17 protein-coding genes and 3 tRNA genes are annotated in these 14,490 nt (G+C 70.7%); 14 read left to right on the forward strand and 6 right to left on the reverse strand.

Features of this window, described 5'->3' with window-relative positions; genetic code table 11:
• Window positions 1–2: 2 nt before the first annotated feature.
• From ACIBK6_RS29085 to ACIBK6_RS29110, 6 genes are all read left to right on the forward strand, one after another.
• Window positions 3–1,577, forward strand: coding sequence for a NuoM family protein (locus ACIBK6_RS29085; protein WP_399054365.1), 1,575 nt, complete (start codon window positions 3–5; stop codon window positions 1,575–1,577).
• Window positions 1,574–3,112 (forward strand): NADH-quinone oxidoreductase subunit N, encoded by a 1,539-nt coding sequence (locus ACIBK6_RS29090; protein WP_399054366.1) that lies wholly within the window; start codon window positions 1,574–1,576, stop codon window positions 3,110–3,112. The genes ACIBK6_RS29085 and ACIBK6_RS29090 overlap by 4 nt, the downstream gene beginning before the upstream one ends.
• Window positions 3,113–3,283: 171 nt before the next feature.
• Entirely contained in the window at window positions 3,284–3,739 is a 456-nt protein-coding gene (locus ACIBK6_RS29095; RefSeq protein WP_399054367.1) for an MscL family protein, read from the forward strand.
• Between the two features lie 148 nt (window positions 3,740–3,887).
• A complete protein-coding gene (htpX, locus tag ACIBK6_RS29100) occupies window positions 3,888–4,751 on the forward strand; it encodes a zinc metalloprotease HtpX (protein ID WP_399054368.1) in 864 nt (287 codons plus the stop codon).
• The gene (locus ACIBK6_RS29105) at window positions 4,748–5,140 is read left to right on the forward strand and encodes a YccF domain-containing protein (RefSeq protein WP_399054370.1); all 393 of its coding nucleotides are present in this window, start codon (window positions 4,748–4,750) and stop codon (window positions 5,138–5,140) included. Before htpX ends, ACIBK6_RS29105 begins: the two co-directional genes overlap by 4 nt.
• A 167-nt stretch (window positions 5,141–5,307) precedes the next feature.
• Window positions 5,308–5,577, forward strand: a complete 270-nt coding sequence (locus ACIBK6_RS29110; protein WP_399054371.1) for a GlsB/YeaQ/YmgE family stress response membrane protein — start codon at window positions 5,308–5,310, stop codon at window positions 5,575–5,577.
• A gap of 35 nt (window positions 5,578–5,612) precedes the next feature.
• Here ACIBK6_RS29110 and ACIBK6_RS29115 read toward each other — a convergent pair whose 3' ends face one another.
• The 3 genes from ACIBK6_RS29115 to ACIBK6_RS29125 form a co-directional block, all read right to left on the reverse strand.
• On the reverse strand, window positions 5,613–6,284 hold the full coding sequence (locus tag ACIBK6_RS29115) for an alpha-ketoglutarate-dependent dioxygenase AlkB family protein (RefSeq protein ID WP_399054372.1): 672 nt from the start codon (window positions 6,282–6,284) through the stop codon (window positions 5,613–5,615).
• The gene (locus ACIBK6_RS29120) at window positions 6,281–6,805 is read right to left on the reverse strand and encodes a methylated-DNA--[protein]-cysteine S-methyltransferase (protein ID WP_399054373.1); all 525 of its coding nucleotides are present in this window, start codon (window positions 6,803–6,805) and stop codon (window positions 6,281–6,283) included. The genes ACIBK6_RS29115 and ACIBK6_RS29120 overlap by 4 nt, the downstream gene beginning before the upstream one ends.
• Window positions 6,806–6,914: 109 nt before the next feature.
• Complete coding sequence (locus ACIBK6_RS29125; protein WP_399054374.1) at window positions 6,915–7,403, reverse strand: YajQ family cyclic di-GMP-binding protein; 489 nt, start codon at window positions 7,401–7,403, stop codon at window positions 6,915–6,917.
• Window positions 7,404–7,669: 266 nt separating this feature from the next.
• Between ACIBK6_RS29125 and ACIBK6_RS29130 the strand changes: the two genes are divergently transcribed.
• Window positions 7,670–7,751 (forward strand) — tRNA-Tyr (locus tag ACIBK6_RS29130).
• 74 nt (window positions 7,752–7,825) lie between these two features.
• On the opposite strand, the gene ACIBK6_RS29135 is transcribed toward ACIBK6_RS29130, so the two are convergent.
• The 3 genes from ACIBK6_RS29135 to ACIBK6_RS29145 form a co-directional block, all read right to left on the reverse strand.
• The gene (locus ACIBK6_RS29135; RefSeq protein ID WP_399054375.1) at window positions 7,826–8,254 is read right to left on the reverse strand and encodes a hypothetical protein; all 429 of its coding nucleotides are present in this window, start codon (window positions 8,252–8,254) and stop codon (window positions 7,826–7,828) included.
• Window positions 8,255–8,424: 170 nt separating this feature from the next.
• Window positions 8,425–9,081 carry an SDR family oxidoreductase gene (locus ACIBK6_RS29140; RefSeq protein ID WP_399054376.1) on the reverse strand — a complete coding sequence of 219 codons (657 nt, stop codon included), beginning with the start codon at window positions 9,079–9,081 and terminating at the stop codon, window positions 8,425–8,427.
• 128 nt (window positions 9,082–9,209) lie between these two features.
• A complete protein-coding gene (locus ACIBK6_RS29145) occupies window positions 9,210–10,481 on the reverse strand; it encodes an amidohydrolase family protein (protein ID WP_399054377.1) in 1,272 nt (423 codons plus the stop codon).
• Between the two features lie 231 nt (window positions 10,482–10,712).
• Here ACIBK6_RS29145 and ACIBK6_RS29150 point away from each other — a divergent pair.
• From ACIBK6_RS29150 to ACIBK6_RS29180, 7 genes are all read left to right on the forward strand, one after another.
• Window positions 10,713–10,785, forward strand: a tRNA-Thr gene (locus ACIBK6_RS29150).
• Between the two features lie 44 nt (window positions 10,786–10,829).
• A tRNA-Met gene (locus ACIBK6_RS29155) sits at window positions 10,830–10,902 on the forward strand.
• Window positions 10,903–10,990: 88 nt separating this feature from the next.
• Window positions 10,991–11,155 (forward strand): 50S ribosomal protein L33, encoded by a 165-nt coding sequence (rpmG, locus tag ACIBK6_RS29160; RefSeq protein WP_006604855.1) that lies wholly within the window; start codon window positions 10,991–10,993, stop codon window positions 11,153–11,155.
• 143 nt (window positions 11,156–11,298) lie between these two features.
• Entirely contained in the window at window positions 11,299–11,751 is a 453-nt protein-coding gene (locus ACIBK6_RS29165; RefSeq protein ID WP_399054378.1) for a MaoC family dehydratase N-terminal domain-containing protein, read from the forward strand.
• A gap of 5 nt (window positions 11,752–11,756) precedes the next feature.
• The gene (locus tag ACIBK6_RS29170) at window positions 11,757–12,191 is read left to right on the forward strand and encodes a MaoC family dehydratase (protein ID WP_399054379.1); all 435 of its coding nucleotides are present in this window, start codon (window positions 11,757–11,759) and stop codon (window positions 12,189–12,191) included.
• A 92-nt stretch (window positions 12,192–12,283) separates the two neighbouring features.
• On the forward strand, window positions 12,284–12,838 hold the full coding sequence (locus ACIBK6_RS29175; RefSeq protein WP_399054380.1) for a TetR/AcrR family transcriptional regulator: 555 nt from the start codon (window positions 12,284–12,286) through the stop codon (window positions 12,836–12,838).
• 94 nt (window positions 12,839–12,932) lie between these two features.
• Window positions 12,933–14,375, forward strand: coding sequence for a DHA2 family efflux MFS transporter permease subunit (locus ACIBK6_RS29180; protein ID WP_399054392.1), 1,443 nt, complete (start codon window positions 12,933–12,935; stop codon window positions 14,373–14,375).
• Window positions 14,376–14,490: the final 115 nt, after the last annotated feature.

A 14,490-nucleotide genomic window follows, 5' to 3' on the forward strand; every position in this document is an offset into this window, starting at 1 on the left:
CCGTGATCGATATCAGCGAGTCCGTGATGCAGTTCCTTCTGGCGTTCCTCGTCGTCGGCCCGCTCATCGGCGCCGTCGCGGCCCTGCTCCCCGCACCCCCCGGTCTGCGGGGCAAGAACCCCGACCAGGCCGTGCTCCGCCACGGCGTGACCGTGACCGGCGTGATCCTCCTCGCCGCGATCGTCCTCGCCCTCGGCTTCGACCACGCCCACCCGTCGAAGATGCAGGCCACCACGGACATCACGTGGATCCCGGCGCTCAACGTCCACATCCACCTGGGCACTGACGGCATCTCACTCCCCCTCCTGGTCCTGACGGCGCTGCTGACCTTCCTCTGCGCGCTGTACAGCTATTTCAAGATGCCCGCGGGCCCGTCCCCGAAGGCATTCGTCGCGCTCCTCCTCGTCCTGGAGTCCGGCACCCTCGCCACCTTCGCCGTCCTCGATCTCGTGCTGTTCTTCCTCGCGTTCGAGATGGTCCTCATCCCGATGTACTTCCTGATCGCCCGCTGGGGCGGGGACCAACGGGCGGCCGCCGCCTGGAAGTTCATCCTCTTCACCCTGCTCGGCTCGGTCGTCATGCTGCTCGGCCTGCTCCTCATCGGGCTCACGTCGGGCACATTCGACATGGTGGCACTGGCCACTGACAACGGCCGTGGGCTGACCACATCCGTGCAGGTCATCGCCGTTCTGGCGATCGGGATCGGGCTCGCGGTCAAGACTCCGATGTTCCCGCTGCACAGCTGGCTCCCGGACGCCCACACCGCCGCCCCGACCGTCGGCTCGGTGCTACTGGCCGGCGTGCTGCTGAAGATGGGCACGTACGGGTTCGTCCGCATCGTGCTGCCGATCGCGCCGCACGGCATGCACACCTTCGCGCCCTACCTGGCCGCGTTCGCCGTCGCCGGGATCATCTACGGTTCGCTGGCCTGCCTCTCGCTCGCCAAGCAGGGCAACAAGGGCGACCTCAAGCGCCTCATCGCGTACTCCTCCGTCGGCCACATGGGCTTCGTGCTGCTCGGCATCGCGTCGATGACCCCCACCGGCGTGAACGGCGCGCTCTTCGCCAACATCGCCCACGGCCTCATCACCGGCCTGCTGTTCTTCCTGGTCGGAGCCCTGAAGGACCGCTACGGCACCGCCGACCTGGACACCCTGGCCGGTGCCACCGGAGCCGCGCTGTACGGCAGGGCGCCGCGCCTGGGCGGACTGCTGGCCTTCGCCGCCGTCGCCTCGCTCGGACTGCCCGGACTCGCCGGATTCTGGGGCGAGATGCTCGCGATGTTCGGCGCGTTCGACCCGGCCGCCGGGCTCAGCCGCCCCGCGTACCTCACCTTCGTGGCGATCGCCGCCTTCGGCACCCTGCTCACCGCCGCCTACCTGCTGGCCGTCGTGCGCCGGGTCTGCATGGGCGGACAGTCGGCCGAGGGCCCCCGGCTCGCCGACATCCAGGGGTACGAGTTCGCCGCCTGGAGCCCGCTCGTCGCGCTCACCGTCCTCGCCGGGCTCTGGCCCGCGGTCCTCCTCGGCCTCACCGACCCGGCCGTCCAGAAGCTCCTCGCAGGAGGCAAGTCGTGACCCCCGACGTCACCACCGCGGCGGCCGGGGCCGCGAGCCTGGTCCAGTCCGTCGACTGGGTCGCGGTCGCGCCGCCCCTGATCACCGCGGTCGTCGCCCTGATCGTGCTGCTCGCCGACCTGTTCGTACCGCAGGAGCGCAAGCCGCTGCTCGGCTGGATCACGGTCGCCGGGCTCATCGGCGCGCTCGCCTCCCTCGCGCCGCTGCGCACCGGCAGCCGGTCGACGTTCTGCCTGACCGCCAACCCGGCTGCCTGCAGCTACACCGTCGACCAGTTCGCCTTCGTCATCCAGGCCCTGGTGCTCGGCGGCGCCCTGCTCACCGCCCTCCTCTCGGTGACGGCCACCAAGGAGACGCTGCCGGCCGGCGAGTTCTGGTTCCTGCTGCTGTCCTCCGCGGCTGGTGCGGCCCTGCTGCCAGCCGCCCGCGACCTGGCCACCCTCGTCGTCGCCCTGGAAGTCGCCTCGCTGCCCGCGTTCGCGCTGGTCGGCCTCAGGCGCGGTGACCGGCTGTCCTCCGAGGCGGCCCTGAAGTTCTTCCTGTCGTCGGTCACCGCGACCGCCGTCATGCTGCTCGGCGTCAGCTTCGTGTACGCGGCGACCGGCACCCTGCACCTCACGGAGATCGCCACCAAACTGGCCACCGTGCCGGGCCAGTTGGACACCGTCGCCAAGGCGGGTGTCGCCCTGACCCTCGTCGGCTTCGCCTTCAAGACGGCCGCGGCCCCCTTCCACTTCTGGGTGCCCGACACCTATGTGGGCGCGCCGCTGCCGGTCGCCGCCTACCTCTCGGTCGTCGGCAAGGCGGTCGGCTTCTCCGGACTCATCCTGGTGACGGTCGTCGCCTTCCCCGCGTACGCCGACGTGTGGGGCCCCGCGCTCGCCGTCCTCGCCGCGCTCACCATGACCATCGGCAACGCGGCCGCGCTGCGGCAGTCCGCGACCCGCGCCTACAGCGCGGTCCGCCTGCTCGCCTGGTCCTCGGTGGGGCAGGCCGGCTACCTCCTGGTGCCGATCGCGGCCGCCGCGTACTCCGGCAACAGCCAGGTCGGCGCGACCGTCGCGTACGCCCTGATGTACGCCGTCGTGAACCTGGGCGCGTTCGCGGTCGCCGCCCTGGTGGCCCGCAGCCGGCCGCTGAACCGCATCAGCGACTACCGGGGCCTGTACGCCGAGCGTCCGCTGGCCGCGCTGGCACTCGCCTTCTTCCTGCTGTGCCTCGCCGGACTTCCGCCCGGCATCATCGGCCTGTTCGCGAAGGTCACCGTGTTCTCGGCGGCCGTCGACGCGGGTATGGGCTGGCTCGCGGTCGTCATGGCGCTCAACGTGGTGGTCGCGCTCTATTACTACCTGCGGTGGACCGCGGTCCTGTTCCGGGCGCCCGAGGCGACGGAGCAGCCCGCTGCGGCCGGGCCCGCCCGGCCGCGCGTCCCGGCGCCGCTCACGGCCGCCATCGCGCTCACCGCGTTCGCCGGCGTCGTCCTGTCCGGCGTCCCGCAGCTGGCCCTGCACTTCGCTTCGGTCACCCTCTTTTAGCTTTCGGCCACCCTCTTTCAAGGAGCGCTCTTCCCGTTGGGGAAGAGCGCTCCGCCAGCGGTGCGCGCGAGCACGGTTTGGTGCTGAAGCCCCTGAGAAGGCAGTGTCGTACCCGCACACCCCGGTGTGCGCATGGGTTGACGTACGACGAGACACACAGGGAGCAGAGCGGTGCTGAGCGGGTTCAAGGACTTCATCCTGCGCGGAAACATAGTGACGATGGCCGTCGGTCTGGCCGTCGGGTCGGCGTTCACCGCGGTGGTCACGGGCTTCAGCACCGCGTTCATCACCCCGCTGATCGGTCTGGCCACCCGCTCGACCGGCGACTTCAGCGCGGCGACCTTCAGCGCCCAAGGCGTCACCTTCCCCTACGGGAAGTTCATCAGCGCGGCCATCGCCTTCGTGATCACCGCCGCGGTGCTCTACTTCCTGGTCGTCGTCCCGATGATGAAGGTCCAGGCCCGCATGGACCGGGACAAGCCGGTGGACGTCAAGGCCGCCCTGCGCGACTGCCCCCGCTGCTACTCCCAGGTCCCCGGCATCGCGACCCGCTGCTCGCACTGCACCAGCGAGATCGAGCCCGACCCGAAGGCGCTGCAGACGGCCGGACTGCCCGCCCCGCGCTGATCGGTCCCGTACGGCCTAACGCGCCCTCCAGCGCGCACAAGGGAACTAGCGTCCCCCGCCTGGCGTTGACCAGTACGGGAGGGTCCACTGGAAAAGTGGAAGGACCACCAGTAGAGGGTTCCCCGCCGCACCACTTGGAGGGCGTACCGTGCACCGCCGGCACAACGGGCTGAGGACAGTTGTCCTCCTCGGAGGACTGTCCGCGCTCATCATCGTCATCGGCAGCTTCTTCGGCCGCACCGGGCTGATCGTCGCGCTCCTGGTAGCGCTGGGCACCAACGCCTACGCGTACTGGAACAGCGACAAGCTGGCGCTGCGGGCCATGCGCGCGCGCCCGGTCAGCGAGTTCGAGGCCCCGGGGCTCTACCGGATGGTCCGCGACCTCTCGACCCAGGCGCGCCAGCCCATGCCCCGGCTGTACATCTCGCCGACGCAGGCGCCCAACGCCTTCGCGACGGGCCGCAACCCGCGCAACGCGGCCGTGTGCTGCACGGAGGGGATCCTGCAGATCCTCGACGAGCGGGAGCTGAGGGGCGTGATCGGCCACGAGCTGAGCCACGTCTACAACCGGGACATCCTGATCTCCTCGGTCGCCGGCGCCCTCGCCTCGGTGATCATGTTCCTGGTCAACTTCGCCTGGCTGATCCCGGTCGGCCGCTCCAACGACGACGAAGGTCCCGGCCTGGTCGGAATGCTGATGATCATGATCCTGGGTCCGCTCGCGGCCTCGGTGATCCAGCTCGCGATCAGCCGTTCCCGCGAGTACGAGGCCGACGCGTCCGGCGCCCAGCTCACCGGCGACCCGCTGGCCCTGGCCAGCGCCCTGCGCAAGCTCGAAGCCGGCACCCAACAACTGCCGCTGCCGCCCGAGCCGCGCATCGAGACGGCGAGCCACATGATGATTGCGAACCCCTTCCGCCCCGGCCAGGGAGTGTCCAAACTGTTCTCGACCCACCCGCCGATGGCGGAACGCATCGCCCGACTCGAGAAGATGGCAGGACGCCGCCCGTGAAGACCATCCTGAACATCATCTGGCTGATCCTGTGCGGCTTCTGGATGTTCCTCGGCTACATGCTGGCGGGCCTGCTGCTCTGCGTGACGATCATCGGCATCCCGTTCGGCATAGCTGCCTTCAGGATCGGCCTGTACGCCCTCTGGCCGTTCGGCTACACGGTCGTCGACCGGCGTGGTGCGGGCGCGCCGTCCTGTGTCGGCAACGTGCTGTGGCTGGTGCTGGCGGGCTGGTGGCTGGCGCTCGGCCACATCTTCACCGGCATTGCGCTGTGCGTCACGATCATCGGCATCCCGCTGGGCATCGCAAACTTCAAGCTGATCCCGGTGTCGCTGCTGCCGCTGGGCAAGGAAATCGTGCCCACGGACCAGGCGTTCGCCGCCAGGTGACGCCCGCGCCGGGGCCCGCCCGCCCTGTGTGCTGCGCCGCACCCTGACGACGGCTGCAACCGTGCCGCGTTCCGGGGCGTCTTCCCCGGCGAACAGAACAGTTGCGGGGTTACGCAACACAGCAGGTACCCCGCGCTGAGCGCACGTACGAAAGGCAGGTTCCCGGCATGGGCATCGTCAGCTGGATCATTCTCGGCCTGCTCGCGGGGGCGATAGCCAAGATCCTGCTCCCGGGCCGCGACCCGGGCGGGCTTATCGGCACGACCCTCATCGGCGTCGCGGGCGCCTTCGTCGGCGGCTGGATATCGGCCCGCTGGCTGGACCGACCCGTCACCAACCACTTCTACGACGGCGCCACCTGGGCGGCGGCGATCGGCGGCTCGCTCGTGCTGCTGATCATCTACCGCATCCTGTTCGGGAATTCACGCGGCCGCTGACCAACAGCTCCGCGCGGCACGGCAGTTGAGCACGATCACCCCGGAAGCCCGGTCTCGCGGAGGGTGATGTTGAGCCGGCCGGCGGTCAGCCCGGTCGCCGGATCGCCCGTTCCCGGCAGGACCTTGGGGACGCCGTGGTACGCGAAACGTGACGGGCCGCCGAAGACGAACAGGTCGCCCGAGAGCAGAGCCACATCCGTATAGGGGCGCCCGCGGCCCTCGGTGTTGCCGAAGCGGAAGACACAGCTGTCGCCGATGCTGAGGGAGACCACGGGCGCCCCGGACCGCTCGTCCTTGTCCTGGTGCATGCCCATCGTGGCGGCGCCGTCGTAGAAGTTGATGAGCGCGGTGTCGGGGGAGTAGCGCTCGGCCGCGGCCGGGTCCCCGTACGCCGCCGCCACCGCGGAACGCCCCAACTCGCCGAGCCAGCCGGGGAATTCGGCGACGGCACGCCCGTTCACGTCGCCCGCGGTACGGGTGTACCGGTACGGCTGCCAGTGCCACCCCACGCACACCGTCCGCACGGACATGACACCGCCGTTGGGCAGCACCGTGTGGCGGATCGGTACGGGCCCGCGCGCCCACTCCCGGCAGGCGGCGACCAGCTCCCGCTGCCGGTCCGCCGGGAGCCAGCCGGGCACCTGGACGGCCCCCGGCGCGATCTCGGTCCGGGCCGGCCGGGGCAGCCGGAACAGCCCCTCGTTCACGGTGCCGGGGCGGGATTCAGGGCGCCTTCGAGCCCCAGCAGCGCTTCCTTGCGTTCAAGACCGCCGGCGTAGCCCTTCAGGGAACCGTCGGAGCCGATCACGCGGTGGCAGGGGCGCACCACGAGCAGCGGGTTCCGCCCGATCGCGGTGCCCACCGCCCGCACCTTCACCGAGGAGGCGCCGATCCGCCGGGCGATCTCGCCGTACGACGTCGTCGTCCCGTACTCGATCGCGTCCAGCTCGGCCCACACCTGGCGCTGGAATTCGGTGCCGGGCGCGTCGGCCGCGTACTCGATGTCGAAACGGGTCAGCTCGCCGGCGAAGTACGCGCCCAGTTGGGCGGCGATCCCGGCGAACGCCTCCGGCGCCCGCCGCCACCCGTCCTGGACGACGGCGCCGCCCTTCTGACCGGGCACGGACAACGACACCAGCGCGGTCCCGCCCGGCGCGCTCGCCGATTCCTCACCCACGAGCAGCAGCTCGCCCAAGGGGCTGTCGAGGGTCGCATAGACAGTCGTCATCGCACATTCCCTTCTTCGTGTACGACATCGAGTCTGCGGCCCTGGACCGCCGGATGCTGGCGGAAATCGGACACCACGCCCGACGGCCCGGCGGGCTGCGTGCGGGGGATCAGCGGTAGTTCACGAACTGGATGGCGAAGTCGAAGTCCTTGCCCTTGAGCAGCGCCTGAACGGCCTGGAGGTCGTCCCGGCTCTTCGAGGAGACCCGCAGCTCGTCGCCCTGCACCTGCGCCTTGACGCCCTTGGGGCCCTCGTCGCGGATGACCTTGGCGACCTTCTTGGCGTTCTCCTGGGAGATGCCCTCCTCGACGGAGGCGAAGATCTTGTACTCCTTGCCGGACAGCTGCGGCTCACCCGCGTCCAGCGACTTCAGGGAGATGCCGCGCTTGATCAGCTTGGTCTCGAAGATGTCGAGGATCGCCTTGACCCGCTCCTCGCCGTTCGCCTGCATCTGGATCTTCTCGCCGGACCAGGAGATCGAGGCGTCGGTGCCCTTGAAGTCGTAGCGCTGCGAGATCTCCTTCGCGGCCTGGTTGAGGGCGTTGTCGACCTCCTGCCGCTCGACCTTCGAGACGATGTCGAAACTGGAGTCGGCCATGTCCTGTGGCTCCTTGGATCGGGTGCGTGTCGGGTGCGCGCGGGGCCTGGGCCGAGCGCGCCGGTGCCCGGCCTCACTGCCGAACCACCGCGTAAAGCCTAAGGGCGTGTCCGGCGGATCTCGTCTGGGACGCGGAGCCCTGGCCACCCGCACCCCGTCACAGCGCTGATCAATGGGGTGGCGAAGCACCCCTGGGCATCGGGTATCGTTTACGTCGTTGCCACGGAGCACCGCCGAAAAGCGGGAAACCGGCGGCGACATCCCATGGCGGTGTGCCCGAGTGGCCAATGGGAACGGACTGTAAATCCGTCGGCTCTGCCTACCCAGGTTCGAATCCTGGCGCCGCCACACTGGGTGAGACCCCCGGTGATCCACAGAAATGTGGATCACCGGGGGTCTCTTCGTTCTGCCCCCAGGGCCGGCTACTGGTCGTGGTGGACCTTGACGCCGCCGATCAGCGAGTACGAGCGGACCTTGACCACCGGTCCGCCGGGTCGGCCGGTTACGCCCCTGCTGCGCAGGCCGAGCAGGGAGAACCCGCGGACTTCGACCCTGGTGCCGGCCGGGACGGTCAGGTCGACGCCGCCGAAGACCGAGAAGGCGTCGACCTCGGCGGAGGCCCCCTCGGGGTAGGCCAGTTCCGCGCCGCCGACCAGGGCGGCCTTCACCAGGCGGGTCGGGCCGAAGGGGAGCTTCGCGTCGGTGTGGTCGAGCTTGGCCCCGCCGACCGCGGAGACGTGCACGGTGCGCTCCTGCGCTTCGAAGGCGCCCTGGTGCTTGAGGCCGCCCAGCAGGGACAGGCTCCACTCGGTGCGAGGGGCCGGGGACGAGGTGTTCTTCGTGATCTCCACGACCCCGAAGTTACGGCCGCGGCCCGACACCCCATCAGTGCCCGCAGGCACCAGCTCCGCATGACAAACGTCATGCGTCAACGTCATGCGTCATGCGTCATGGTGCACGCGTGCCACGGGGAAAGGCGGGCCCACCCCAGCAACGGCTGGGTAGGCGGGACCGGCTCCGCTCAGTTCCCCGCCACGCCCTTCACCGCGACCGCCACCGGGGCCGAGCCGCTGATCAGTTCCAGGGTCAGACCCGCCGTCGCCGGGGTGTCGAGGAGCTCGGCCAGGACCGCGGCCACGTCGTCGCGGGGGATGGCGCCGTGCCCGGTCGAGGCAGCCAGGGAGACCAGGCCCTTGCCGGCGTCGTTGGTCAGCGCTCCGGGGCGCAGGACCGTCCAGTCGAGGGAGGCGCGGGCGCGTACGGCCTCGTCGGCGGCGCCCTTCGCGCGCAGGTAGGCGTCGAAGACCTCGTTGCCGGGGTGGGTCGGGTCCGCGCCCATCGATGACACGATGAGGTAGCGGCGTACGCCCGCCTGTTCCGCGGCGTCCGCGAACAGGACGGCCGCCGCCCGGTCCACCGTCTCCTTGCGGGCGGCGTCGCTGCCCGGGCCGGCGCCCGCCGCGAACACCACCGCGTCCGCGCCCCGGAGGGCTTGTGCGACGGCGTCCACGGTCGCGGACTCCAGATCGAGAACCACCGGCTCCGCGCCGGCCTTCCGCAGATCGTCCGCCTGTTCCGGGGTGCGGATGATCCCCGCGACCTCGTCGCCGCGCGCTGCGAGCAGGCGTTCAAGCCGCAGCGCGATCTGACCGTGACCTCCAGCGATGACAATGCGCATGCTCACGACGGTACGCGGAGATGCCGCCGTCCGCCGGTGGAGCGGCGGATCTCCGCCACGATCGGGTGCACCCGCTGGAAGACCGCCGGAAGAGCCGTCCTGCCCAAAGACCGCTGGAAGGGGCCGCTTTACCCGGGGTCGCCGCGCCCCGGGTCAGGGCGGCCCTGCCGTGGGAGGGCCAGGGCCACCGCCGCCGCCGAGTCGCAGTACTCGCGCACCGCGCTCGTGCGGGCCACCACCCTGCCCCGGTGGATGACGATCCGGCTGTAGGCGAGCGACAGGACACCCGCGATGCGTTCGCCCCGTACGGCCAGGAGTTCGGCCGGGAAGCCCGCCTCCACGCGGACCTCCGGAAGGCCCATCGTCTCGCGGGCCACCGTGCTCACCGCCGCGTACGCGTCCTCGGGGCGCATCCCGGCCTGGGAGGCGAGGAGGAACGCGGCCTCCAGGGGGTCGCCCCGGCCCACCGGGTTGCAAACGTCGCGCAACGCGCCGCTCCCTGCGGTCAGTCGAGCTCCGGCCGCCCTCAACAGACGTACGGGAGCGGCTCCTTGACGGTCCGTCATTCCACAGCCGCCCTGGGGCAGGCAGACCACCGCCACTCCCGCGGCGGCGAGTTGGTCGGCGGCGCGGGCCGCCGTGTCGCGCGGCAGGCGGGACAGTCCGCCGCACGGGCCGATCGCGACGCCGGGGCGCAGTCCGCCGGACATGGCCGCGAGGCGGGAGAGGCGGGCCGGGTCGGTGCCGTCCGTATGGAGGTCGACCGCGCAGCCGTGCTCGGCGGCGAGTTCCATCACGGCCTCCGCGTAGCCGGCCGGATCGGGGTCCAGATCGGGGCAGCCGCCCACCACCGAGGCGCCCATCTTCAGCGCGTCCCGCAGCATGGCGAGACCGTCCGCGCCGGCCACCCCGGTCAGCAGCCGGGGCACGGCGACCACCGCGAGCTCGGTGAGCCCGCGCAGGGAGCGGCGGGTCTGGAGCACCGCCTCCAGCGGATCGAGCCCGCTCACCTCGTCGATGCGTACGTGCGAACGCAGCGCCGTGGCGCCGTGCCCGAGCTGGAGCAGGGCGGCCTCGGTGGCCCGGCGCTGGACCTCCTCGACGGCGTACGAGACCGGGCCCTCCGGGCTGAACGCGGTGAGCGCGGTGTCGCTGTGGGCGTGCGGCTCGGCGGGGGCCGGCAGCAGCAGGAAGCCGTTCAGGTCGACGCGGGAGGAGCCGAACGCGGTGAGGCTGCCCGCGGTGCCGACGGCCTCGATGCGGCCGCCGCCGAGCCGGACGTCCACGGTGCGGCCGTCGGCGAGCCGGGCGCCGCACAGCAGCAGGGAGGAGGCGGCCCCGGCGTCGGGACCTTCGCCGGTGCCGGGGGAGTGGGCCGGCTGCTGGTGGCTGTCGGACATCGCGCTCCTGATCGGGCTCGGGTGATCGGGCCGGGGCGGGCAAGATCACGCAGCGTGAGGCGAGCCTAGGGGCGCGCAACCCGCGCATCGAGGAGGAGCGGAATAGTCGTACCGGCGTGGCCCTGAGTGGCCTACGGGACGGGTGGGGCGAGGCCCCGGGAGGCGGGCCTGAGGGCGGTGCGAAACGGATTTGGGCGATCGGCGAGGGAGCGTGTAATGTCTTCATCGCTCGCCCCAATAGCTCAGTCGGTAGAGCGTCTCCATGGTAAGGAGAAGGTCTACGGTTCGATTCCGTATTGGGGCTCTGGTGCGGAAGCCCTCACCTTCGGGTGAGGGACTCCGTGTCAAAGCGGTGTAGCTCAGTCGGTAGAGCAAGCGGCTCATAATCGCTGTGTCACCGGTTCAAGTCCGGTCACCGCTACACACGGTAGCCGATTGTGGGGTCGGTCCTTCGATCGGCTACTCTTTTATGCGTTCATCCGTCAACCCGTCCGTCAAGGAGCACTCACGTGGCTGCCACCGACGTCCGCCCGAAGATCACGCTGGCCTGCGTGGAGTGCAAGGAGCGGAACTACATCACCAAGAAGAACCGGCGTAACGACCCGGACCGTCTTGAGATGAAGAAGCACTGCCCGCGCTGCAACTCGCACACCGCGCACCGCGAGACCCGCTAATCACGGCGTCTGGCACTCAGGCTCGTTCGAGAGGCCGTTCCCCACACTGGGGAGCGGCCTCTCGGCGTTGGTACGACCAAGAGCCTGTGGCTAAATTCGACGCGGAACCGAACCCACCCCCATTCGCAGGAGGTAGCCAGCCGATGGCGCTCGATCAGTCTTTCGTGGGGCGGACCTATCCGCCCACCGCACCGTACGAGGTCGGCCGCGAGAAGATCCGCGAGTTCGCCGTGGCGGTCGGGGACGAGAACCCCGCCTATACGGACCCGGAGGCGGCCAAGGCGCTGGGGTACACCGATGTGATCGCGCCGCCGACCTTTGTGTTCGCCATCACCTTCGCGGCGGCGGGACAGGTCATCGAGGACCCGCAGCTCGGCCTGGACTACAGCCGGGTCGTGCACGGGGACCAGAAGTTCGCGTACACCCGTCCCGTCCGGGCGGGCGACCGGCTGACGGTGACCTCGACCATCGAGGCGATCAAGTCCCTCGCGGGCAACGACATCCTGGACATCCGGGGTGAGGTCCACGGCGAGGCCGGCGAACACGTCGTGACCGCGTGGACCAAGCTGGTTTCCCGAGCGGCAGAGGGGGCGTGAGGCGGATGACCGCGAAGATCCGTTACGAGGACGTCGAGGTCGGCACCGAGCTGCCGGCCCAGTCCTTCCCCGTCGGCCGCGCCACGCTCGTCCGGTACGCGGGCGCCTCCGGCGACTTCAACCCGATCCACTGGAACGAGAAGTTCGCGAAGGAGGTCGGGCTGCCCGACGTCATCGCGCACGGCATGTTCACGATGGCGGCGGCGGCGCGTGTGGTGACCGACTGGGCGGGCGACCCGGGTGCGGTGGCCGAGTACGGCGTGCGCTTCACCAAGCCGGTCGTCGTCCCCAATGACGAGACCGGGGCGCTGATCGAGGTCAGCGCGAAGGTGGCGGCGAAGCTGGACGACGAGGCCCGCACGGTGCGCGTCGACCTCACCGCGATGAGCGCGGGCCAGAAGGTGCTCGGCATGTCCCGAGCCGTGGTCCGACTGGCCTGATGGGGCCGGGGACTCCGGGGGCGGCCGCCCCCGGAGTCCCCGGCGCGGGCACCCCCTTGACGAACTTAGTTATTGGCCACTAACTTAATCCCATGGTCAGGATGAGCGCAGAGGAGCGGCGTGAGAGCGTCATCCGTGCGGCGATGGTCGAATTCGCCCGCGGCGGCTACCACGGCACCTCCACGGAGGCGATCGCCAAACGGGTGGGCGTCTCGCAGCCGTACCTCTTCCGCCTGTTCCCGAACAAGCAGGCCATCTTCCTCGCGGCCTCCGACCGGTGCTTCGCGGAGACCGTCGCGGTCTTCCAGGGTGCGGCCGAGGGGCTGGCGGGTGAAGCGGCGCTGCATGCCATGAGCGAGGCCTACCAGGCGCTCATCGCGGAGGACCGGGACAAGCTGCTCATGCAGATGCAGACGTATGTGGCCGTGGCCTCCGCGGAGGCGGCCGGCGACCACGAGTTCGGCAAGGCGGTCCGGGCCGGCTGGATGGGGCTGTACGACACGGTCCACCTGGCCCTCGGCGCGGACGTGGACGAGACCACGACGTTCCTGGCGTACGGGATGCTCATCAACACCCTTGTGGCGCTGGGGTTTCCGGCCGAGGGCCGGGTCTGGAAGGGCTTCTACGAATCGGCCCAGCCGAAGTGAAGCCGAACGACCAGGGGAAGGTTCCGCACCTTTCTCTGTCCATTGAAGTTAGTAATCAATAACTAAGCCCAAGGGGGAAGCGATGTCGGAAGCAATGTCGGAAGCGACGTCTGAACACAGCACACCGGCCCGGCGCGGAGGCGCGGCCTGGGCCCTGGTCATCACCAGCGTCGCCGGATTCATGGCGGCCCTCGACAACCTCGTCGTCACCACCGCGCTCCCCTCCATCCGCAAGGACCTCGGAGGAGCGCTGGACGACCTCGAATGGACGGTCAGCGCCTACACGCTCACCTTCGCGGTGCTGCTGATGTTCGGGGCGGCGCTGGGAGACCGGTTCGGGCGGCGCAGGCTCTTCATCACCGGGCTCACGATCTTCACCGGGGCCTCGGCGGCCGCGGCGCTGGCACCCGGGATCAACGGGCTGATCGCGGCCCGCGCGATACAGGGGGTCGGCGCCGCGATCATGATGCCGCTGACGCTCACCCTGCTGACCGCGGCCGTGCCCGCCGCCAAGCGCGGGATGATGTACGGCGTCTGGGGTGCGGTGAACGGGCTCGCGGTGGCCTCCGGACCGCTGATCGGCGGCAGCCTGACCGAGCACGTGTCCTGGCAGTGGATCTTCTGGCTGAACGTTCCGCTCGGCCTGGCCGTGCTGCCCCTGGCCCGCCTCCGGCTCGCCGAGTCGTACGGCACCGGCGCACCGCTCGACATCACCGGCACCCTGCTCGCCAGCGGCGGCCTCTTCGGGATCGTGTACGCGCTGATCCGCGGCAACCCCGACGGCTGGACCAGCGCGACCGTACTCACCGGGCTGATCGCGGGCACGGCACTCCTCGCGGGCTTCGTACGCCACGGCATCCGCGGCGCCAACCCGATGCTGCCGATGCGGCTGTTCCGCAGCCGGGCGTTCTCGGCGATCAACGCGGCGAGCCTGCTGATGTTCGTCGGGATGTTCGGCTCGATCTTCCTGCTCAGCCAGTTCCTGCAGAACGTCGTCGGCTACTCGCCCACCGAGGCGGGGCTGCGGATGCTGCCATGGACCGGCATGCCGATGATCGCCGCGCCCATCGCGGGCTACCTCTCCGACCGGATCGGCGGCCGGCCGGTCGTCGCGACGGGGCTCGCGCTCCAGGCCGTCGGTCTCGCGTGGTTCGCCGTGATCATCTCGCCCGATGTGTCGTACGGGGCCCAGCTTCCGGCGCTGATCGTCAGCGGGATCGGCATGGGGCTGTACTTCGCGCCGGCCGCCAACCTGGTGATGTCCAGCGTGCGGCCCTCCGAGCAGGGCATCGCCTCCGGCGCGAACAACGCGCTGCGGGAGGTCGGGGGTGCGCTCGGCATCGCGGTGCTGGCCTCGGTCTTCTCGGCGCAGGGCGGGTACGGGTCGGCGCAGGCGTTCGTGGACGGGCTCGGTCCGGCGCTGTGGGTGGGCGCGGGGGTCGTGGCGGTGGCGGCGATCGCCGCGGCGCTGCTCCCCGGGCGGGCCGCGGCGCCCCGCGAGGCGGCCGAGCTGCCGGTACGGGAGCTGGTGGGCTGAGGGCTCAATACGGGAGCCGGTGGGCTGAGCGTCCGGTGCGGGGGGGGGGGGGGGGGGGGGGGGGGGGGGGGGGCGCCGCCGCGGCCCCCCCGCGGCGGGCCGCCCCGCCGCCCCC

It is taken from the genome of Streptomyces sp. NPDC050485, assembly GCF_044458185.1.
GTDB lineage: Bacteria > Actinomycetota > Actinomycetes > Streptomycetales > Streptomycetaceae > Streptomyces.